This window comes from Streptomyces sp. RGM 3693, assembly GCF_050471125.1.
Lineage (GTDB): Bacteria > Actinomycetota > Actinomycetes > Streptomycetales > Streptomycetaceae > Streptomyces.
In genome coordinates this window covers 367,737-387,047 of sequence record NZ_JBMPPQ010000004.1, presented here as the reverse complement: position 1 = coordinate 387,047, position 19,311 = coordinate 367,737, and the positions used below count along the sequence as shown (strand labels likewise).

General features: G+C 72.4%; 22 protein-coding genes. 16 read left to right on the top strand and 6 right to left on the bottom strand.

Translation table 11 applies throughout. The features are described 5' to 3' along the window. Positions 1-8: 8 nt before the first annotated feature. The 3 genes from priA to hisF are packed head-to-tail and all read left to right on the top strand — an operon-like array spanning position 9 to position 1,941. Positions 9-731, top strand: a complete 723-nt coding sequence (gene priA, locus ACO0M4_RS37900) for a bifunctional 1-(5-phosphoribosyl)-5-((5-phosphoribosylamino)methylideneamino)imidazole-4-carboxamide isomerase/phosphoribosylanthranilate isomerase PriA (protein ID WP_430375685.1) — start codon at positions 9-11, stop codon at positions 729-731. Positions 732-769: 38 nt separating this feature from the next. Beyond that, the gene (locus ACO0M4_RS37895) at positions 770-1,180 is read left to right on the top strand and encodes a Rid family hydrolase (RefSeq protein ID WP_390013175.1); all 411 of its coding nucleotides are present in this window, start codon (positions 770-772) and stop codon (positions 1,178-1,180) included. Between the two features lie 5 nt (positions 1,181-1,185). Then, on the top strand, positions 1,186-1,941 hold the full coding sequence (hisF, locus tag ACO0M4_RS37890; protein WP_430375684.1) for an imidazole glycerol phosphate synthase subunit HisF: 756 nt from the start codon (positions 1,186-1,188) through the stop codon (positions 1,939-1,941). An 83-nt stretch (positions 1,942-2,024) separates the two neighbouring features. On the opposite strand, the gene ACO0M4_RS37885 is transcribed toward hisF, so the two are convergent. The 3 genes from ACO0M4_RS37885 to ACO0M4_RS37875 are packed head-to-tail and all read right to left on the bottom strand — an operon-like array spanning position 2,025 to position 5,511. Continuing rightward, positions 2,025-2,768, bottom strand: coding sequence for a succinate dehydrogenase/fumarate reductase iron-sulfur subunit (locus tag ACO0M4_RS37885; protein WP_430376048.1), 744 nt, complete (start codon positions 2,766-2,768; stop codon positions 2,025-2,027). 35 nt (positions 2,769-2,803) lie between these two features. Beyond that, positions 2,804-4,750, bottom strand: a complete 1,947-nt coding sequence (locus ACO0M4_RS37880) for a fumarate reductase/succinate dehydrogenase flavoprotein subunit (RefSeq protein WP_430375683.1) — start codon at positions 4,748-4,750, stop codon at positions 2,804-2,806. A 2-nt stretch (positions 4,751-4,752) separates the two neighbouring features. After that, positions 4,753-5,511, bottom strand: coding sequence for a succinate dehydrogenase (locus tag ACO0M4_RS37875; protein WP_430375682.1), 759 nt, complete (start codon positions 5,509-5,511; stop codon positions 4,753-4,755). A gap of 94 nt (positions 5,512-5,605) precedes the next feature. Here ACO0M4_RS37875 and ACO0M4_RS37870 point away from each other — a divergent pair, with 94 nt between their 5' ends. Further along, positions 5,606-6,505: a LysR family transcriptional regulator gene (locus ACO0M4_RS37870; protein WP_430375681.1), complete on the top strand. Its 900-nt coding sequence runs from the start codon at positions 5,606-5,608 to the stop codon at positions 6,503-6,505. Between the two features lie 42 nt (positions 6,506-6,547). Here ACO0M4_RS37870 and ACO0M4_RS37865 read toward each other — a convergent pair whose 3' ends face one another. Together ACO0M4_RS37865 and ACO0M4_RS37860 are read right to left on the bottom strand one after the other, a co-directional pair. Continuing rightward, entirely contained in the window at positions 6,548-7,180 is a 633-nt protein-coding gene (locus ACO0M4_RS37865; RefSeq protein ID WP_430375680.1) for a TIGR03085 family metal-binding protein, read from the bottom strand. A gap of 66 nt (positions 7,181-7,246) precedes the next feature. Then, entirely contained in the window at positions 7,247-7,429 is a 183-nt protein-coding gene (locus ACO0M4_RS37860) for a hypothetical protein (RefSeq protein ID WP_430375679.1), read from the bottom strand. A gap of 32 nt (positions 7,430-7,461) precedes the next feature. On the opposite strand from ACO0M4_RS37860, the gene hisI reads away from it, so the two are divergent. From hisI to lgt, 11 genes are all read left to right on the top strand, one after another. Continuing rightward, positions 7,462-7,929 carry a phosphoribosyl-AMP cyclohydrolase gene (hisI, locus tag ACO0M4_RS37855; RefSeq protein WP_430375678.1) on the top strand — a complete coding sequence of 156 codons (468 nt, stop codon included), beginning with the start codon at positions 7,462-7,464 and terminating at the stop codon, positions 7,927-7,929. A gap of 11 nt (positions 7,930-7,940) precedes the next feature. Further along, on the top strand, positions 7,941-9,464 hold the full coding sequence (locus tag ACO0M4_RS37850; RefSeq protein WP_430375677.1) for an anthranilate synthase component I: 1,524 nt from the start codon (positions 7,941-7,943) through the stop codon (positions 9,462-9,464). 55 nt (positions 9,465-9,519) lie between these two features. Further along, on the top strand, positions 9,520-10,173 hold the full coding sequence (locus ACO0M4_RS37845) for a TIGR02234 family membrane protein (protein WP_430375676.1): 654 nt from the start codon (positions 9,520-9,522) through the stop codon (positions 10,171-10,173). 85 nt (positions 10,174-10,258) lie between these two features. Beyond that, on the top strand, positions 10,259-10,504 hold the full coding sequence (locus ACO0M4_RS37840; RefSeq protein ID WP_430375675.1) for an HGxxPAAW family protein: 246 nt from the start codon (positions 10,259-10,261) through the stop codon (positions 10,502-10,504). A gap of 110 nt (positions 10,505-10,614) precedes the next feature. Beyond that, positions 10,615-11,061: a DUF2752 domain-containing protein gene (locus ACO0M4_RS37835; protein ID WP_430375674.1), complete on the top strand. Its 447-nt coding sequence runs from the start codon at positions 10,615-10,617 to the stop codon at positions 11,059-11,061. A 199-nt stretch (positions 11,062-11,260) separates the two neighbouring features. Then, entirely contained in the window at positions 11,261-12,070 is an 810-nt protein-coding gene (gene trpC, locus ACO0M4_RS37830) for an indole-3-glycerol phosphate synthase TrpC (protein ID WP_430375673.1), read from the top strand. A 33-nt stretch (positions 12,071-12,103) separates the two neighbouring features. Then, positions 12,104-12,274 carry a tryptophan biosynthesis modulator TrpM gene (gene trpM / locus ACO0M4_RS37825; protein WP_430375672.1) on the top strand — a complete coding sequence of 57 codons (171 nt, stop codon included), beginning with the start codon at positions 12,104-12,106 and terminating at the stop codon, positions 12,272-12,274. Positions 12,275-12,380: 106 nt separating this feature from the next. Continuing rightward, positions 12,381-13,643 carry a tryptophan synthase subunit beta gene (gene trpB, locus ACO0M4_RS37820; protein WP_430375671.1) on the top strand — a complete coding sequence of 421 codons (1,263 nt, stop codon included), beginning with the start codon at positions 12,381-12,383 and terminating at the stop codon, positions 13,641-13,643. Beyond that, positions 13,643-14,473: a tryptophan synthase subunit alpha gene (gene trpA / locus ACO0M4_RS37815; protein ID WP_430375670.1), complete on the top strand. Its 831-nt coding sequence runs from the start codon at positions 13,643-13,645 to the stop codon at positions 14,471-14,473. The genes trpB and trpA overlap by 1 nt, the downstream gene beginning before the upstream one ends. A 78-nt stretch (positions 14,474-14,551) precedes the next feature. Next, positions 14,552-15,367 (top strand): DsbA family protein, encoded by an 816-nt coding sequence (locus ACO0M4_RS37810; RefSeq protein ID WP_430375669.1) that lies wholly within the window; start codon positions 14,552-14,554, stop codon positions 15,365-15,367. Positions 15,368-15,472: 105 nt separating this feature from the next. Next, complete coding sequence (gene lgt, locus ACO0M4_RS37805) at positions 15,473-16,531, top strand: prolipoprotein diacylglyceryl transferase (protein WP_430375668.1); 1,059 nt, start codon at positions 15,473-15,475, stop codon at positions 16,529-16,531. Between the two features lie 120 nt (positions 16,532-16,651). Here the strand turns inward: lgt and ACO0M4_RS37800 are convergent, their stop codons facing one another. Further along, positions 16,652-17,938, bottom strand: coding sequence for an ADP-ribosylglycohydrolase family protein (locus tag ACO0M4_RS37800; RefSeq protein ID WP_430375667.1), 1,287 nt, complete (start codon positions 17,936-17,938; stop codon positions 16,652-16,654). Between the two features lie 348 nt (positions 17,939-18,286). On the opposite strand from ACO0M4_RS37800, the gene ACO0M4_RS37795 reads away from it, so the two are divergent. Continuing rightward, positions 18,287-19,018, top strand: a complete 732-nt coding sequence (locus ACO0M4_RS37795) for a VIT1/CCC1 transporter family protein (protein WP_430376047.1) — start codon at positions 18,287-18,289, stop codon at positions 19,016-19,018. The last annotated feature ends 293 nt before the right edge of the window (positions 19,019-19,311 follow it).

Here is a 19,311-nt window from a genome sequence, read left to right as displayed (position 1 = left end):
TGAACGCTGTGAAGAAGCTTGAACTGCTGCCCGCCGTCGACGTCCGCGACGGCCAGGCCGTCCGCCTGGTGCACGGCGAGTCCGGCTCGGAGACCTCCTACGGCGACCCGCTCCAGGCCGCCCTGGCCTGGCAGCGGGCCGGCGCCGAGTGGCTGCACCTGGTCGACCTGGACGCCGCCTTCGGCACCGGCGACAACCGCGCGCAGATCGCCGAGGTCGCCCGCTCCATGGACATCAAGGTCGAACTGTCCGGCGGGATCCGCGACGACGACTCGCTGGCGGCCGCCCTGGCCACCGGCTGCACCCGGGTCAACATCGGCACCGCGGCGCTGGAGGACCCGGAGTGGGTCGCCAAGATCATCGCCGAGCACGGCGAGCAGATCGCGGTCGGCCTGGACGTCCGCGGCACCACCCTGCGCGGCCGCGGCTGGACCCGGGACGGCGGCGACCTCTACGAGACGCTGGCCCGCCTGGACTCCGAGGGCTGCGCCCGCTACGTCGTCACCGACATCAACAAGGACGGCACGCTCCAGGGCCCCAACCTGGAGCTGCTGAAGAACGTCTGCGCGGCCACCGACCGCCCGGTCGTCGCCTCCGGCGGCGTCTCCTCCCTCGACGACCTGCGGGCGATCGCCGCGCTGGTGCCGGAGGGTGTAGAGGGCTCCATCGTCGGCAAGGCGCTCTACGCGAAGGCGTTCACCCTCGAAGAGGCACTGGCGGCGGTGTCGTAGCCGCGGGTGCCGCAACCGGCCACAAGGGAGGCGGCGTGATGAGCATCGAGCGCGTACGGACCGACAGTCCCTGGGAAGAGACCATTGGCTTCGCGCGTGCGGTGGCCGCCGGCGACCGGGTCCTGGTCTCCGGCACCATGCCGCTGGTCGGCGGTGTCCTCCAGGGCGAGGGCGACCCCTACGTCCAGACCAAGGTCTCCTTCGGGAACGCGTTGACGGCGCTCAAACCCTTCGGGCTGGGTGCCGCCGACGTGGTGCGCACCCGGATGTACCTGACCCACCTGCGCGACGCGGACGCCGCCGCCCGTGCCCACCGCGAGCTGTTCGAAGCCGCGCCGCCCGCCACGACCCTGGTCGTGGTCTCCGGCTTCGTCGACTCCCGCGTCCTGGTGGAAGTAGAACTAGAAGCGTTCCGGGACCTGTCCCCGGAAACCGAACGAGAGGGCTGAACGACATGACCCTGGCGGTCCGCGTCATTCCCTGCCTGGACGTCGACAACGGCCGCGTCGTCAAGGGCGTCAACTTCCAGAACCTCCGCGACGCCGGGGACCCGGTCGAGATGGCGAAGGTCTACGGCGAGGAGGGCGCCGACGAGCTGACCTTCCTCGACATCACCGCGTCCTCCGGCAACCGCGAGACCACCTACGACGTGGTCCGCCGCACCGCCGAGCAGGTCTTCATCCCGCTGACCGTCGGCGGCGGGGTGCGCACCGCACAGGACGTCGACAAGCTGCTGCGGGCCGGCGCCGACAAGGTCGGGGTCAACACCGCGGCGATCGCCCGCCCGGAGCTGATCCGGGAGATCGCCGAGCGCTTCGGCAGCCAGGTGCTGGTGCTCTCCGTCGACGCCCGCCGCACCGCGTCGGGGTCCTTCGAGGTCACCACCCACGGTGGTCGCCGGTCGGCCGGGATCGACGCCGTGGAGTGGGCGCACCGCGCCGCGGAGCTGGGGGCCGGGGAGATCCTGCTGAACTCCATGGACGCCGACGGCACCAAGGACGGCTACGACGTGGCGATGATCGAGGCGGTCCGCCAGCACGTCAGCGTCCCGGTCATCGCCTCCGGCGGCGCCGGCAAGCTCGCCGACTTCGCCCCCGCGGTGGCGGCCGGCGCCGACGCCGTCCTGGCCGCCTCCGTCTTCCACTTCGGTGACCTGCGCATCGGCCAGGTCAAGGACGCGCTGCGGGACGCCGGCCACCCGGTGCGGTGACCGGCGGGCCCGGCGCCCGTACGGCACGAGGCCCCCTCCGCGTCCTGCGGAGGGGGCCTCGTCGCGTTCCGGTGGTCGCCGGCTCAGCGCCCCTTGCGCACCGCCCGGACGAACTCCCGGTTCATCTTCGTGATGCTGAACAGCGGGATGCCCTTGGGGCAGGCGGTGGCGCACTCACCGGCGAGGGTGCAGCCGCCGAAGCCCTCGTCGTCCATCTGCGCCACCATGTCGAGCACCCGGGACTCGCGCTCCGGGGCGCCCTGCGGCAGCACGTTGAGGTGGTTGACCTTCGCGGAGGTGAAGAGCATCGCCGCGCCGTTGGGGCAGGCGGCGACGCAGGCGCCGCAGCCGATGCACTCGGCGTGCTCGAAGGCGAAGTCGGCGTCCGGCTTCGGGACCGGCGTGGCATGCGCCTCGGGGGCGGCGCCGGTCGGCGCGGTGATGTAGCCGCCGGCCTGGATGATCCGGTCGAAGGCCGAGCGGTCGACGACGAGGTCCTTCACGACCGGGAAGGCCGCGGCCCGCCACGGCTCGATGTCGATGGTGTCGCCGTCCTTGAAGGACCGCATGTGGAGCTGGCACGTGGTGGTCCGCTCCGGGCCGTGCGCGTCACCGTTGATGACGAGCGAGCAGGCCCCGCAGATGCCCTCGCGGCAGTCGTGGTCGAAGGCGACCGGGTCCTCGCCCTTGAGGATGAGTTCCTCGTTGAGGGTGTCGAGCATCTCCAGGAACGACATGTCCGAGGAGATGCCGTCCACTTCGTAGGTGGACATGGTGCCCGGTGCGTCGGCGTTCTTCTGGCGCCAGACGCGCAGGGTGAGGGACATCGGGGGTACGGGGGTCGCCCCCCGGGAGGCGGCAGTCATGCGTAGCTCCGCTGGGTGGGGTGGACGTACTCGAAGACCAGGTCTTCCTTGTGCAGGGTGGGGGCCGCTCCGGTGCCGGCGAACTCCCAGGCGGCGGCGTAGGAGAACGCGTCGTCCCGGCGGGCGGCCTCGCCGTCGGGGGTCTGCGACTCCGCGCGGAAGTGGCCGCCGCAGGACTCGCTGCGGTGCAGTGCGTCGAGGCACATCAGCTCGGCGAGCTCCAGGTAGTCGACGACGCGGTTGGCCTTCTCCAGCGACTGATTGAATTCCTCGCCGGTGCCAGGCACCTTGATGCGCCGCCAGAACTCCTCGCGGATCTGCGGCAGCCGGTCCAGGGCCTTGCGCAGGCCCTCCTCGGTGCGGGCCATGCCGCAGTACTCCCACATGAGTTCACCGATCTCGCGGTGGAAGGAGTCGGGGGTGCGGTCGCCGTCGACGGCGAGCAGCAGGTTCAGCCGGTCCTCGGTCTCGGCCAGCGCCTCCTGGACCACCGGGTGGTCGGGGGTGATGGTGTCCTGGTCCGGGTTGCGCGCCAGGTAGTCGTTGATGGTCGAGGGGAGGACGAAGTAGCCGTCGGCCAGGCCCTGCATCAGCGCGCTGGCGCCCAGCCGGTTGGCGCCGTGGTCGGAGAAGTTGGCCTCGCCGATCGCGAACAGGCCCGGGACGGTGGTCTGGAGGTCGTAGTCGACCCACAGGCCGCCCATGGTGTAGTGCACCGCGGGGTAGATCCGCATCGGCACCCGGTACGGATCCTCGTCGGTGATCCGCTGGTACATGTCGAAGAGGTTGCCGTACTTGGCCTCGACGGCCTTGCGGCCCATCCGCGCGATGGCGTCCGCGAAGTCCAGGAACACGCCCTGGCCGCCGGGGCCGACGCCGCGGCCCTCGTCGCAGACGTTCTTCGCGGCCCGGGAGGCGATGTCGCGCGGCACGAGGTTGCCGAAGGACGGGTAGATGCGCTCCAGGTAGTAGTCGCGCTCGTCCTCGGGGATCTCGTTCGGCGGCCGGGTGTCGCCCTTCGCCTTCGGCACCCAGATCCGGCCGTCGTTGCGCAGCGACTCGCTCATCAGCGTGAGCTTGGACTGGTGGTCGCCGGTGCGCGGGATGCAGGTCGGGTGGATCTGGGTGAAGCAGGGGTTGGCGAAGTAGGCGCCGCGCCGGTGGGCGCGCCACACCGCGGTGGCGTTGGAGTTCATGGCGTTCGTCGACAGGTAGAAGACGTTGCCGTAGCCGCCGGAGGCGAGGACCACCGCGTCCGCGAAGTAGCTGGAGATCTTCCCGGTGATCAGGTCACGGGCGACGATGCCGCGGGCCCGGCCGTCGACGACGATCAGGTCGAGCATTTCGGTGCGCGGGTGCATCTCGACGTTGCCGGCGGCGATCTGCCGGGACAGCGCCTGGTAGGCGCCGAGCAGGAGCTGCTGGCCCGTCTGGCCGCGGGCGTAGAAGGTGCGGGACACCTGGACGCCGCCGAACGAACGGGTGTCGAGGAGACCGCCGTACTCGCGGGCGAAGGGGACGCCCTGGGCGACGCACTGGTCGATGATCTCGACGGAGATCTGGGCGAGCCGGTGGACGTTGGACTCGCGGGCGCGGAAGTCGCCGCCCTTGACGGTGTCGTAGAAGAGGCGGTGGACGGAGTCACCGTCGTTGCGGTAGTTCTTCGCGGCGTTGATACCGCCCTGCGCGGCGATGGAGTGGGCCCGGCGCGGCGAGTCCTGGTAGCAGAACTGGACGACGTGGTAGCCCTGTTCGGCCAGGGTGGCGCCGGCCGAGCCGCCGGCCAGGCCGGTGCCGACGACGATGACCGTGTGCTTGCGGCGGTTGGCCGGGTTGACCAGCTTGGCCTCGAAGCGGCGGGTGTCCCAGCGCTCGGCGATCGGGCCGGCCGGGGACTTGGTGTCGGCGACCGGTTCCCCGGTCGCGAAATCGGTGTAGTTCATGGTCAGCGCACCAATCCGGTCATGACGCCGACGGGGACGGCGATGAAGCCCACGGTCAGCACCAGCGCGAGCAGGTTGGCCAGGGTCGAAAGGAGGCGGTCGCGGTTCCGGCTGCCGGCGCCGAGGGTCTGTGCGGCGCTCCAGAAGCCGTGCCGGACGTGCAGGCCCAGTGCGAGCATCGCCACGAGGTAGATGACGTTGCCGTACCAGGTGGAGAAGGTGTCCACGACGTTCTGGTAGGGGTGGCCCGGCTGGAAGCCGCCGGTGTGCACGGTGCCGGTGGTCAGGTCCAGGACGTGCCAGACGATGAACAGGCCGAGGATGATCCCGCCCCACCGCATGGTGCGGGTCGCGTAGCTCGCCCGGGGCTTCTTGTGCACGTACTTGGTCGGGCGGGCCTTGATGTCGCGGCGGCTGAGCTGGTACGCGGCGGTGGCGTGCGCGACCACGGCGGCCACCAGGACCACGCGGACCACCCAGAGCGTCCACTCGTAGTGCATGAACGGCTCGCCGAGGGTGCGCAGCCAGTGCGCGTACCCGTTGAAGGCGCCGGGCCCGAAGAAGATCTTCAGGTTGCCGAACATGTGGACGACGAGATAGCCGAGCATGATCAGGCCGCTGACGGCCATCACTGCCTTCTTGCCGACGGTGGAGTCCCAGAGCGTGCGCCCACCCGTCGCCCGACCGCCACCCCCCACGGGGCGCCGTCGCGCGCGGTTCTTGTGCGGAGGCTGTGGGTCCGTCCGTGTTGCCAGTGCCATGCGTCCCGACGGTAGGGACGCGTTCGTCATCAGTCCAAGACATGGTCCAGCTGATCTCCATAGGCTGGCCCTATCGCTGCCTTATATTCCCCTTATGCAGCTGCAACAGCTCCGCTACTTCACGGCCGTGGCCGACACCCGCCACTTCACCCGCGCCGCCGAACGCGAACACGTCGCCCAACCCTCCCTCTCCCAGCAGATCCGCGCCCTGGAACGGGAGTTGGGCGCCGAACTCTTCCACCGCGCCCGCGGCCACATCACCCTCACCGACGCCGGCGAGACCCTGCTGCCGCTGGCCCGCCGGATCCTCGCCGACACCGAGACCGCCCGTCGCGAGGTCCAGGAGGTCGCCCAGCTGCGCCGCGGCCGGCTCCGCCTCGGCGCCCCGCCCAGCCTCTGCGCCAGCCTCGTCCCCGACGTGCTGAGCGCCTTCCACGCCACCTACCCGGGCGTCGACCTGATCGTCACCGAGGACGGCTCCCAGGACCTCGTCCGGGCCCTGGCCGACGGCGAACTCGACCTGGCGCTGATCATCACGCCGCTGCCCGGCCAGGCCCCGGCGCTGGCCACCGCGGAGCTGCTGCGCGAGGAACTGGTGGTGGTCTCCGCCCCCGGCCGCCCGGCACCGGTGACCGGCCGGCGCACCCGGATCCGCGTCGAGGACCTCCGCGGCCGCCCCCTCGCGATGTTCCGCCGCGGCTACGACCTGCGGGAGTTCACCACCGCCGCCTGCCGCGCGGCCGGCTTCGAACCGACCTTCACCGTCGAGGGCGGCGAAATGGACGCGGTCCTCGGCTTCGTCCGGGCCGGGCTCGGCATCGCCGTCGTCCCCAGCATGGTCGCCGAACGCTCCGGCCTGCGCATCACCCCGTTCGCCACCCCCGGCATGCACCGCGTGGTCTCCGTCGCGCACCGCGGCGACGTCTCACCGCCGCGCGCCGCCCGCGAACTGGACCGCATCCTGCGGGAGCACCTGGCGGGCGGCGCGTCCTGAGGAGGAGCGGCACGCCGGGGGACACCCCCCGGCACGCCCCGGTCAGACCCCGAGCTGCGCCTCCCGCAGCTTCGCCACGGCGTCCTCGTCCCCGTCCAGCTGCACGTCCGCGGCCTCCAGCCGGCCGAAGGCGAACATCGTCAGCTCGCCCGGCTCACCGGTGACCGTCACCACCGGGGTGCCCCGATGGGCCACCGCGGTCTGGCCGTCCGGCCGCCGCAGCACCACCCCCACCGGCGCCTTCCGGCCCAGCACCCGGGCCGCCCGCTCCAGCCGCGCCCACAGCGCGTCCTCGAAGACCGGGTCCAGCTCGCGCCGCGCCCAGTCCGGCTGGGCCCGCCGTACGTCCTCGGCGTGCACGTAGAACTCGACGGTGTTCGACGCCTCGTCGATCTGCTTGAGTGCGAACGGCGACATCCTCGGCGGTCCGCTCCGGATCAGCTCGATCAGCTCCTCGTAGGGCTTCGCCGCGAACTCCGCCTGCACCCGCGACAGCCGCGCCGCCAGCGGCTTGACCACGATCCCCGCGGACGCGTCGGCACGCCGCTCGCGCACCACCACGTGCGCGGCCAGGTCCCGCGTCGTCCAGTCGTCGCACAGCGTCGGCGCCTCGGGGCCCGCGCTCTCCAACAAGTCGGCCAGAAGGAGCCGTTCACGCTTCGCATGGGTCGACATACGGCCAGCCTACGACCGCCCCGCGTACCCTGCCACGGCGCGGACCCCGATCAGTGCGCTGCGCCGTCAGTACCGCAGCACGACCACCGCCACCACCACGGCGGCCACCAGCGCCGCCACGAACACCGCCGCCAGCACCAGCACCGCGACCTTCGCCGTCCGGTCCGGGTCCGGCGGCGGCGCAGCAGAGGGCGCGGCGCCAGTCGCTCCGGTGGAGCCGGCGCCAGCGTCCGGGGGCTGCTGATCCATCCCAGCAGGATGCCGCACGGCACAATGGCCCCATGACCAGCAGCCACGTCACCGACCCCCGCTCCACCACCCCCGCCCCGGCTTCCCCCACCACTCCCGCCCCCGCTTCCCCCACCACTCCCCCCCCCGCTTCCCCCGCCACACCCACCCTGGATCCCGCCATCGCCGCCCGCCTCAAGCGCGGCGCCGACGGCCTCTTCCCGGCCGTCGCCCAGCAGTACGACACCGGCGAGGTGCTGATGCTCGGCTGGATGGACGACGAGGCGCTGCACCGCACCCTCACCACCGGCCGCTGCACGTACTGGTCCCGCAGCCGCCAGGAATACTGGGTCAAGGGCGACACCTCCGGTCACTTCCAGTACGTCAAGTCCGTCGCCCTGGACTGCGACGCCGACACCGTCCTGGTCAAGGTCGACCAGGTCGGCGCCGCCTGCCACACCGGAGCCCGCACCTGCTTCGACGCCGACGTACTGGCCAGCGCCCCCGCCGCCGACCAGTAGGCTCCGCTGCCATGACCACGGGAACCACCGGCACCGCTGCACCGGACCTCGACACCTTCCGCACGCTCGCCAAGGACCGACGGGTCATCCCCGTCACCCGGCGCCTCCTGGCGGACGGCGACACCCCGGTCGGCCTCTACCGCAAGCTCACCGCCGAGCGCCCCGGCACCTTCCTCCTCGAATCCGCCGAGAACGGCCGTACGTGGTCGCGGTACTCGTTCATCGGCGTCCGCAGCGCCGCGACGCTCACCACCCGCGACGGGCAGGCGCACTGGCTCGGCACCCCACCGGTCGGCGTCCCCACCGACGGCGACCCCCTCGCCGCGCTGCGCGCCACCGTCGAGACCCTGCACACTCCCCGGGGCGAGGGGCTGCCCCCGTTCACCGGCGGCATGGTCGGCTACCTCGGCTACGACATCGTGCGCCGCCTGGAGAAGGTCGGCGCACACACCACCGACGACCTCGGTCTGCCCGAGCTGACCATGCTGCTCACCTCCGACCTCGCGGTCCTGGACCACTGGAGCGGCACGGTCCTGCTGATCGCCAACGCGATCAACCACAACGACCTGGAGACCGGCGTCGACGAGGCGTACGCGGACGCGGTGGCCCGCCTGGACGCCATGGCCGACGACCTGGCCCGCCCCGCGCCCGCGAGCGCCGCCGCGCTCCCGCCGTCCGCCGTGCCCCCGTACACCGGCAAGTGGGGCGGCGAGGCGTTCATGGCCGCCGTCGAGGACGTCAAGGAGCGCATCCGGGCCGGCGAGGCGTTCCAGGTGGTGCCCTCACAGCGGTTCGAAACCCCCTGCACGGCCAGCGCCCTGGACGTCTACCGGGTGCTGCGGGCCACCAACCCCAGCCCCTACATGTACCTCTTCCGCTTCGAGGGCGAGGACGGCCGCACCTTCGACGTGGTCGGCTCCAGCCCCGAGGCGCTGGTCAAGGTCGAGGGCGGCCGGGCCACGGTGCACCCGATCGCCGGCACCCGCCCGCGCGGCGCGACCGTCCAGGAGGACCAGGCGCTCGCCGACGAGCTGATGGCCGACCCCAAGGAGCGCGCCGAGCACCTGATGCTGGTGGACCTGGGCCGCAACGACCTGGGCCGGGTCTGCGAGCCGGGCAGCGTCGAGGTGGTCGACTTCATGTCCGTCGAGCGCTACAGCCACGTCATGCACATCGTCTCCACGGTCACCGGCACGGTCGCCGCCGACCACACCGCCTTCGACGTGCTCACCGCCTGCTTCCCCGCCGGCACCCTCTCCGGCGCACCCAAGCCGCGCGCCCTGCAGATCATCGAGGAGCTGGAGCCGACCCGGCGCGGCCTCTACGGCGGCTGCGTGGGCTACCTGGACTTCGCCGGCGACTCCGACACCGCCATCGCCATCCGCACCGCCCTGCTGCGGGACGGCACCGCGTACGTCCAGGCCGGCGCCGGAATCGTCGCCGACTCCGACCCGGTCGCCGAGGACACCGAGTGCCGCAACAAGGCCGCGGCCGTCCTCCGCGCCGTCCACACCGCCAACCACCTGGGGAAATGATCCGTTGCACCCCCGCCCGCCGGCTCACCCGGGCCGGTGGGCGATAGTGGTACGCGTGAGTGCCGTACCCCAGCCCCGTACCGACGCCGAGCCGGCCGCGACCCCGGCCCGGCCCGCGCGCAGCGCCAAGCGCTCCCTCGCCCTGGCGCTGTTGCTCGGCGCCGCCGGCGCGAGCCTGGCGCTGCTGGCCTCCGGCCGCACCTGGGCCCAGGGCACCGCGGTGCTCGCCCAGGGCGAGCTGCCGCGCACCGTGACCGGCGCCGACGTGACCGGGGTGCCCGGTGCGCTGGCGGTGGTCGGCCTGGCCGCCCTGGTCGCCGTCTTCGCGGTCCGCCGGGTCGGCCGGATCGTGGTCGCCGCGCTGCTGGCCCTCAGCGGGCTGGGTGTCACCGCCGCCGCCGCGCTCGGCAACGCCGACACCTCGGCGCTGCGCGAGAAGGCCGCCGATGCGGTCGGCCTGGCCGGCGCCGATGTGCATCACGTCACCCACACTGTCTGGCCCTGGGTGGCCGCCGCCGGCGGTCTGCTGCTGCTCCTCGCCGGGGTGCTGGCCCTGGTGTTCGGCCGCTCCTGGCCCGCGATGTCGGGCCGGTACGAGCGCACCCCCGGCGGCGCCCGCGGCCCGCGCCGCGCCCCGGCGGCGCCGGACCTGGACCGTCCCGAGGAGATCTGGAAGTCCCTGGACCGGGGCGAGGACCCCACCCGGTAAAAGGGTTCCGCCCGGCATCGGTGACAATGGACGACGACATTCCCGCGCCCGGACCCCGGCGCGACAGAGCAACGAGGAGTACTCCATGTCGAGCAGTGGCCACGGACACACCCCCGCCGCCTGGACCGGCGTCATCATCGCGTTCATCGGCTTCTGTGTGGCCGGTGTCTTCATGGTGATGGCCAACGTGGCCGGCTTCTGGGCGGGCATGGTGCTGATCGGCGCCGGTGCCGTCGTGGGTGGCGTGATGCGCGCGGCCGGCCTCGGCCAGGAGCCCAAGCGCTCCGCCAAGCCCGTCCCGCAGGCCCAGGCCCAGCCGCAGGAGGGCTGAGCCCCGCTCGGCAGGAACCCGAAGGCGCTGCTTCCCGCCCCGTACGGCCCGCGCCCCGTACGGCGGCCGAGAAGCTGCGCCTTCCCGCTTCCGGTAGCACCATCGGCACCGTGAGCGATCCCGTGGTCCCGCTACGGCCGGACGGTTCCCGGCCCGGTCGTCCGCTGCGCCGCCTCGCGGCGCCGGTCGGCACCCTGGCGGCGGTGGCCGCCGCCTTCACCTGGGTCGGCGCCGTCGACCCGGGCGAACCGGGCCACTACCCGGTCTGCCCCCTGCTGCACCTCACCGGTCTGCTCTGTCCGGCCTGCGGCGGGCTGCGCAGCGCGCACGCCGTCGCGCACGGCGACCTCGTCACGGCGCTGGGCGCCAACGCCCCCGCGGTGGCCGGCTACGCCGCGTTCGCGCTGTTCTGGCTGGTCTGGCTGACCCGGGCGGCCCGCGGCCTGCCCACCGCGGGCCCACGGCCCCGGCCGGCCCACTGGTGGGCGCTGGGCGGGCTGCTGCTGGCCTTCACGGTCGTCCGCAACCTCCCCTTCGGCGCCGGACTGCGCCCGTGATCCGCACCACGCCGGGGCCCCGGCACCAGCCCCGGCGCAAACCGCCGCGAATCCCGGAGATGTCCAGGTTGTGGGACCGGAGTCAACCGGATGCGGGACCTTTCCCCGCTGGCGGATACCATCGGAGAACCGACGGGGACAGTGTTCTGTCCCACAGGGTCACTGTCCACCTCCACCGTTCAAGAAGGAGGCCGCTCGCGTGAGCGTGCTCGATGAGATCATCGAAGGAGTCCGCGCCGACCTCGCCGAGCGGCAGGCGCGCGTCAGCCTCGACGAGCTCAAGGAGCGGGCCCGCAAGGCGCGCCCCGCCAAGGACGGTGTCGCCGCCCTGAGGGGCGAGGGCGTCCAGGTGATCTGCGAGGTCAAGCGCTCCAGCCCCTCCAAGGGTGCGCTGGCCGCGATCGCCGACCCCGCGGGCCTGGCCGCCGACTACGAGGCGGGCGGCGCCGCGGTGATCTCCGTGCTCACCGAGCAGCGCCGGTTCGGCGGCTCGCTCGCCGACCTGGAGGCGGTCCGCGCCAAGGTCGACATCCCGGTCCTGCGCAAGGACTTCATCGTCACCGCCTACCAGCTGTGGGAGGCCCGGGCCTACGGCGCCGACCTCGCGCTGCTGATCGTCGCCGCCCTGGAGCAGGAGGCACTGGTCTCGCTGATCGAGCGGGCCGAGTCGATCGGGCTGACGCCGTTGGTCGAGGCGCACGACGAGGAAGAGGTCGCCCGCGCGGTGGACGCCGGCGCCCGGATCATCGGGATCAACGCCCGCAACCTCAAGACCCTGGAGGTCGACCGGGGCACCTTCACCCGGGTCGCCCCGGAGGTCCCCGACCACATCGTCAAGGTCGCCGAGTCCGGTGTGCGCGGCCCGCACGACCTGATCGCGTACGCCAACGACGGTGCCGACGCCGTCCTGGTGGGCGAGTCGCTGGTCACCGGCAAGGACCCCAAGACCGCGGTCGCGGACCTGGTCGCGGCGGGTTCCCACCCGGCGATCCGGCACGGCCGGGACTGAGCGCGGACCACCGAAGGACGTAGGCACACCGACATGACCGCCGTTCCCCGCCGCCCCGAGGCCAAGTGCTCCGCGCTGCCCTCGTGGCACCGCGGCTGCCGGGCCCCCGCCCGGCGGGTCCGGGGGCGCCGGGTCCGGTACCACATCGGCTCCGAACCGGGTCAGATCAACGGGATGCGATGGCGTTCGGGGACCGCGCGCTGACGCGTCCGTCCCCGTAGCGACGGCGCACCACTGCGCGCAGCAGTCGTCACGTCATCCCGACATACCGGACCTCCGGGGCGGTACGCCCCGGTCGAGGAGTGCTCAGATGTCCTCCGACAGTTCCCGTTTCTTCCTTCCCGATCTGGAAGGTCAAGTGCCCAGCGCCGAGGGCTACTTCGGCGCCTTCGGTGGCAAGTTCATCCCCGAGGCGCTGGTCGCCGCGGTGGACGAGGTCGCCGCCGAGTACGAGAAGGCCAAGACGGACCCGGCCTTCGCCGCCGAGCTCGACGACCTGATGGTCAACTACACCGGGCGGCCCAGCGCCCTCACCGAGGTGTCGCGGTTCGCCGAACACGCCGGCGGGGCCCGGGTGTTCCTCAAGCGCGAGGACCTCAACCACACCGGCTCGCACAAGATCAACAATGTGCTGGGCCAGGCGCTGCTCACCAAGCGTATGGGCAAGACCCGGGTCATCGCCGAGACCGGCGCCGGCCAGCACGGCGTCGCCACCGCCACCGCCTGCGCCCTCTTCGGCCTCGAATGCACCATCTACATGGGCGAGATCGACACCCAGCGGCAGGCCCTCAACGTGGCCCGGATGCGGATGCTCGGCGCCGAGGTCATCGCGGTGAAGTCCGGCAGCCGCACCCTCAAGGACGCCATCAACGAGGCGTTCCGCGACTGGGTCGCCAACGTCGACCGCACCCACTACCTCTTCGGCACGGTCGCCGGCCCGCACCCCTTCCCGGCCCTGGTCCGCGACTTCCACCGGGTCATCGGGGTCGAGGCCCGTCGCCAGATCCTCCAGCGCGCCGGCCGGCTGCCGGACGCCGCCCTCGCCTGCGTCGGCGGCGGCTCCAACGCCATCGGCCTCTTCCACGCCTTCCTGCCCGATACCGACGTCCGCCTGATCGGTTGCGAGCCGGGCGGCCACGGCATCGAGACCGGCGAGCACGCCGCCACCCTCACCGAGGGCACCCCCGGCATCCTGCACGGCTCCCGCTCCTACGTCCTCCAGGACGAGGACGGCCAGATCACCGAGCCGTACTCGATCTCGGCCGGTCTGGACTACCCGGGCATCGGCCCCGAGCACGCCTACCTCAAGGACGTCGGCCGCGCCGAGTACCGCGCGGTGACCGACGACGCGGCGATGCAGGCTCTGCGGCTGCTGTCGCGGACCGAGGGCATCATCCCGGCCATCGAGAGCGCCCACGCGCTGGCCGGTGCCCTGGAGGTCGGCCGGGAGCTGGGCCCCGACAGCCTGCTGCTGGTGAACCTCTCCGGGCGCGGCGACAAGGACATGGACACCGCCGCCCGCTACTTCGGGCTCTACGACAACGACAGCCGGACCGACGAGGGGGACAAGTGATGGCGGGCAACATCGAACTACTGACGTCCGTCCTGGCACAGGCCCGCGCGGAGGACCGGGCCGCGCTGGTCGGCTACCTCCCGGCCGGCTTCCCCACCGTCGAGGGCGGCATCCGGGCGATGACCGAGATGCTGGACGGCGGCTGCGACATCGTCGAGGTCGGGCTGCCGCACAGCGACCCGGTCCTGGACGGCCCGGTGATCCAGACCGCCGACGACATCGCACTGCGCGCCGGCATCAAGATCGTCGACGTGCTCCGCACGGTCCGCGAGGTGCACGCCGCCACCGGGGCGCCGGTGCTCTGCATGACGTACTGGAACCCGGTCGACCGCTACGGCGTCGAGCGGTTCGCCGCCGACCTCGCCGAGGCGGGCGGCGCCGGCTGCATCCTGCCGGACCTCCCGGTCGAGGAGTCCGAGGTCTGGCGGAAGGCCGCCGAGCAGCACGGCCTGGCCACCGTCTTCGTGGTCGCGCCGAGCAGCCGGGACGAGCGACTAGCCAAGATCACCGCCGCCGGCAGCGGCTTCGTCTACGCCGCCTCCCTCATGGGCGTCACCGGCACCCGCGAGTCCGTCGGCCGGGAGGCCGAGGACCTGGTGGCCCGCACCCGCGCCACGACCGAACTGCCGGTCTGCGTCGGGCTCGGGGTCTCCAACCCCGCGCAGGCCAGCGAGGTGGCCCGGTTCGCCGACGGTGTGATCGTCGGCTCGGCGTTCGTCAAGTGCCTGCTGGCGGCGGACGACGACCTTGACGCCGGACTGGCCGCGGTCCGCACCCTCGCCGGCCAACTGGGCGAAGGCGTGCGCCGGGGCGGCGCGCCCCGGGACTGACCCGGGCTGTTCGCCCGATGGAGCGAACCTCGGAGCGGAGGGGTGCGGCCGCACCCCTCCGCCTCGTTGTCTCCGGGCGTGAACCAGAAGAACCATGACGGCCAGAGCCATGACGGAATCAGCAGCGCCCGCGAGCGGCTGCAGGCACAGCGCACCAAGGAGAAGACGCGCGTCCGGCGGATCCGCCAGGCCGTCGTCGGCGGCGCGGTGGTGGCGGCGCTCGCAGTAGCCGGCGGGGTCGCCGTGTGGGTGTCCTCCGGCGGCGGATCCGGCAGCACCACCGACACCGCCTTCGCCCTCCCCAAGCAGGCCAGCGACGGCGACAAACCCGCCGTCCCGGTGGGCGCGGCCGGTGCCCGCTCCACCCTCGTCGTCTGGGAGGACTTCCGCTGCCCGGCCTGCCAGCAGTTCGAGACCGGCTTCCGCCCGGTGATCCACGAGCTCCAGGACTCCGGCCAGCTCAAGACCGAGTACCACCTCGCCACCCTCATCGACGGCAACGCCGGCGGCACCGGCTCGTTGACCGCCGCCAACGCCGCCCTGTGCGCCCAGGACGCCGGGAAGTTCCGCGAGTACCACGACGTCCTCTACTCCCACCAGCCGCCCGAGCAGCAGGACCGCTTCAGCGACAAGAAGTATCTGATCCAGTTGGCCGGGAAGGTCAACGGCCTGGTGTCGGACGCGTTCACCAAGTGTGTCCAGAAGGGGCGGTACGACGGTTTCGTGCGCAAGTCCAACGCGGCCTTCGCCAGCGGCGGGTTCCGCGGTACCCCGACCGTCCTGCTGAACGGCAAGGACCTCGCCCAGGTCAAGGGCGGCCAGGTCACCCCCGCCGAGCTCAAGAAGCTGGTCCTCGCCGCCAACAAGGGCAAGCAGTCGCCCAGTCAGGGCTGATCCGTCCGGCGGCGGTACGGGCCGCCGGGCCGGCGGGGTCGTTACGCAGCCGTTGCCGGGCGGGTTGTCGTCAACCCGGCCCGGCGCGGTAGCGTCGGTCCTGCCATGGACCTCGCATTCATTCCCAGCCCGTCGACCGGTGTCGTCTATCTCGGCCCGATCCCGCTGCGTGGCTACGCGTTCTGCATCATCATCGGCGTATTCGTCGGCGTCTGGCTCGGCAACCGGCGCTGGGTGCAGCGCGGTGGCCGCTCCGGCACCGTCGCCGACATCGCCGTGTGGGCGGTGCCCTTCGGCCTGGTCGGCGGGCGCCTCTACCACGTCATCACGACGTACGAGCCGTACTTCGGCAAGAACGGCCACCCGCTCGACGCCTTCAAGGTCTGGCAGGGTGGCCTCGGCATCTGGGGCGCGGTCGCGCTGGGTGCGCTCGGTGCCTGGATCGGCTGTCGCCGCCGGGGCATCCCGATGCCGGCCTACGCCGACGCGCTGGCGCCGGGTCTCGCGATCGGGCAGGCGATCGGCCGCTGGGGCAACTGGTTCAACCAGGAGCTGTACGGCAAGCCGACTGACCTCCCGTGGGCGCTGAAGATCGACCCGGACCCGGCCATCGGCCGCATCGGCGGCACCTACCACCCGACCTTCCTCTACGAGTCCCTGTGGTGCCTGGGCGTCGCGGCGCTGGTGATCTGGGCGGACAAGCGCTTCCGCCTCGGCCACGGCCGGGTCTTCGCGCTCTACGTCGCCGCCTACTGCGCGGGCCGTGCCTGGATCGAGTACATGCGCGTCGACGAGGCGCACCACATCCTCGGCCTGCGGCTGAACGACTGGACCTCGCTGGTCGTCTTCGTCCTGGCCGTCATCTACATGATCGTCTCCGCGAAGAAGGCTCCGGGCCGCGAGGAGATCGTCGAGCCGGAGTGGCAGCTCGCCGAGGGCTCCCAGGACGACACCAAGGGCGCGGAGAGCGCCACGGGTACGGAGAGCGCCAAGGGCTCCAAGACCGTCGAGGGGGCCGAGGACGCCGATGGCGCGTCGGACGGGGCCGACGGGAAGAAGGGCCGGAAGAAGGACGGCGGGGACGCGGACGGCGCCGAGCGTACCGACGCCTCCGCGTCCGGCTCCGCCCAGGCCGCCGGAGGCCCGGGCGGCGCCACGTCCTGACGCCACCGCCGGCCCACCACCCGACCGGAGCGCCGGGCGGACCCGCTCACACCGGGACCGCCCGGCGCTCCGTCGTTCCTGCCGCCCCCGCCGCGCCCCCGGACGTGCGCCGCCGTGCCGTCACCGCCCGCTGGCCTCGGACATCGTGGTCCGCGTCGCGATGGTGCCGAACGCCTGCTCGTGGCGCAGGTGGCGGGCCTGATCGCGGGCGAACACCTCGCGGGTCACGGCGGCCAGTGCGGCGGCCGGGGCGTGCAGGTCGAGCCGGCTCGCCCGGGCGACCTCGGTGTGCCATGCGGCGGGCACCGCCGCCGCGCCGGTGAGGGCGCCGGCGAGCGCACCGGCCATCGTGGCGGTGGCGGCGCAGTCGCGCCCGTAGTTGACCGCGCCGAGCACGGTGGCCCGGTAGTCACCGTCGGCGACCAGCAGCATGCCCAGCGCGATGGGCAGTTCCTCGACGGCGTGCAGTCGGGAGGGCCGGCGGGCGCCCAGTGACGGTTGGCGGTGGTCCGGGCCGACGGTGTCGAACGGGGCGACCGCGGCCCGCAGCGGGACGAGGGCGGACTCGTAGTCGGTGTGCGGCGCGGCGACGTCGCAGACCGCTTCGATCGCGGCCCGGGTGCCGTCCTTCGCCAGTCGCAGTGCATGTCCGGCGACCGAGGTCGGGGTGGCGTCCGGCAGGAACGCGGCGGCCACCGCGGCGGCGAACACTCCGGCCGCCTCGCGCCCGTAAGACGACTGGTGGGCAGCGGAGATGTCCAGTGCCTCGGCGTAAGCCCGGTCCGGATCACCGGCGTTGACGATGCCTACCGGCGTCATGTACATCGCCGCACCGGAGTTGACGATGTTTCCGACGCCGGCCTCGCGCGGATCGGCGTGACCGTAGTGCAGCCGCGCCACGATCCACTTCTCGGCGAGGAAGATCCGTTGCAACGGCAGCGCCTCGGCCTCCAGTTCGGGGATCCAGCGGGGGGTGCCGATCAGGTCCGGGACGAGGTGGTCGGCGATGTCGTAGGCGTCGAGGTGGTCGCGGACCGTCTCGTAGACGCGGACCAGTGCGTGGGTCATCAGGGTGTCGTCGGTGATGTGGCCGTCGCCCTTGTGGTACGGCGTGAGGGGTCTGGCGGTGCGCCAGTCCGTGTGGAACGGCCCGACGATGCCCTCGATCCGGCCGCCGTGCCGGGCCACGATCTGTTCCGGCGTCAGGCCCTCGGCCGGACCGCCGAGGGCGTCGCCGACCGCGGCCCCGACGAGCGCACCGGTCGCCCGGTCCTCCAGGGGGGCGACCTCGGGCGGTGGGGCGGCCGGTCCGGGTTCCGGGCCGTTGTCGTGCGGGGTCAGGGGCCGTGCCAGGGCCGGCGGTTCCGGGGCCGGGGGCGTCGTGGTGGCGGTGGTGGCGTCCGTCATCTGCGGGGCGTCCTTTCGCGGGGGCCGGTGGTGCCGGGGTGGGCGGCGGGGTCCGCGCGCGGCCGTCCCGGCGCGGTATCCGTCCCCCGCGGCGGGCCGGCTGTCCTGTCCGGGGCGGCAGGGTCACCCGGTCGACCGTCCCGGGCGGCGCCGGGAGGCCACGAGAATCCCTTGTGATCCGGATCACAAGGGCGTCGTTTCGATAAAACCGCAGGTCAGCGAGGTAAGTTCGGCCTTCCTTGCTAGCGGAGGAGGGTAATTCGCGCATAGCTTCGAGGTGTTGGAGGGGGAAGTGCCGCCGTCGGCCCACGCCTCGCAGAGCAGGGAGCAGGTCCAGATATGTCGGTCATGGAGATCATGGACGCGGCCGCACCGACGCACGTGGCGCACCGCGACAACCACACCCACCGCGATGTGAACGGTGGCTGGCTGCGCCCCGCCGTCTTCGGCGCGATGGACGGCCTGGTGTCCAACCTCGCCCTGATGACGGGTGTGGCCGGCGGTGCGGTGTCGCAGCAGACGATCGTGATCACCGGTCTGGCGGGGCTGGCGGCCGGGGCGTTCTCGATGGCCGCGGGGGAGTACACCTCGGTGGCTTCGCAGCGTGAGCTGGTGGTCGCGGAGCTGGACGTCGAGCGGGCCCAACTGCGCAAGCACCCGCAGGACGAGCAGGCGGAGCTGGCGGCCCTCTACGAGTCCCGCGGGGTGGAGCCGGAGCTCGCCCGGCAGGTCGCCGAACAGCTCTCCCGCGACCCCGAGCAGGCGCTGGAAATCCATGCCCGCGAGGAATTGGGCATTGATCCGTCGGACCTTCCTTCTCCGATGGTTGCGGCGGTTTCTTCCTTCGGATCCTTTGCGCTGGGCGCGCTTCTGCCTCTTCTTCCTTACCTGTTGGGGGGAAGTGTGCTCTGGCCGGCGGTGCTGTTGGCGCTGCTCGGACTCTTCGGTTGCGGTGCGGTGGTGGCGCGTGTGACGGCGCGTTCGTGGTGGTTCAGCGGACTGCGTCAGCTGGCTCTGGGCGGCGCCGCGGCGGGTGTGACGTACGCCCTCGGTGCGCTGTTCGGGACGGTGATGGGTTGACGTCCCAATCGGGCGACCGCATCATGGCCGCGTTACTCAGCGGTTTCGGTTTGTTGACGACCGGGCATAAGGCCCTGGCGTCGCGGGCAATGTCGCTCGCCGAACGCCGCCGCAGAGGGCGGCCAGTTTCCGTCCGTAATTCTCAGGAATTCCGTCTCACCGCCGGCGCGGTGTCCGCATGTTGGAAGGCGTCTTTCGCTTTTTGAGAAGCGAGCCATCCTGTAACCTGCACGAAATTTCGCGGAGGGCCAACGTCGTCCCTCGGCAATGTCTATGCCACGACGACGTTGGGA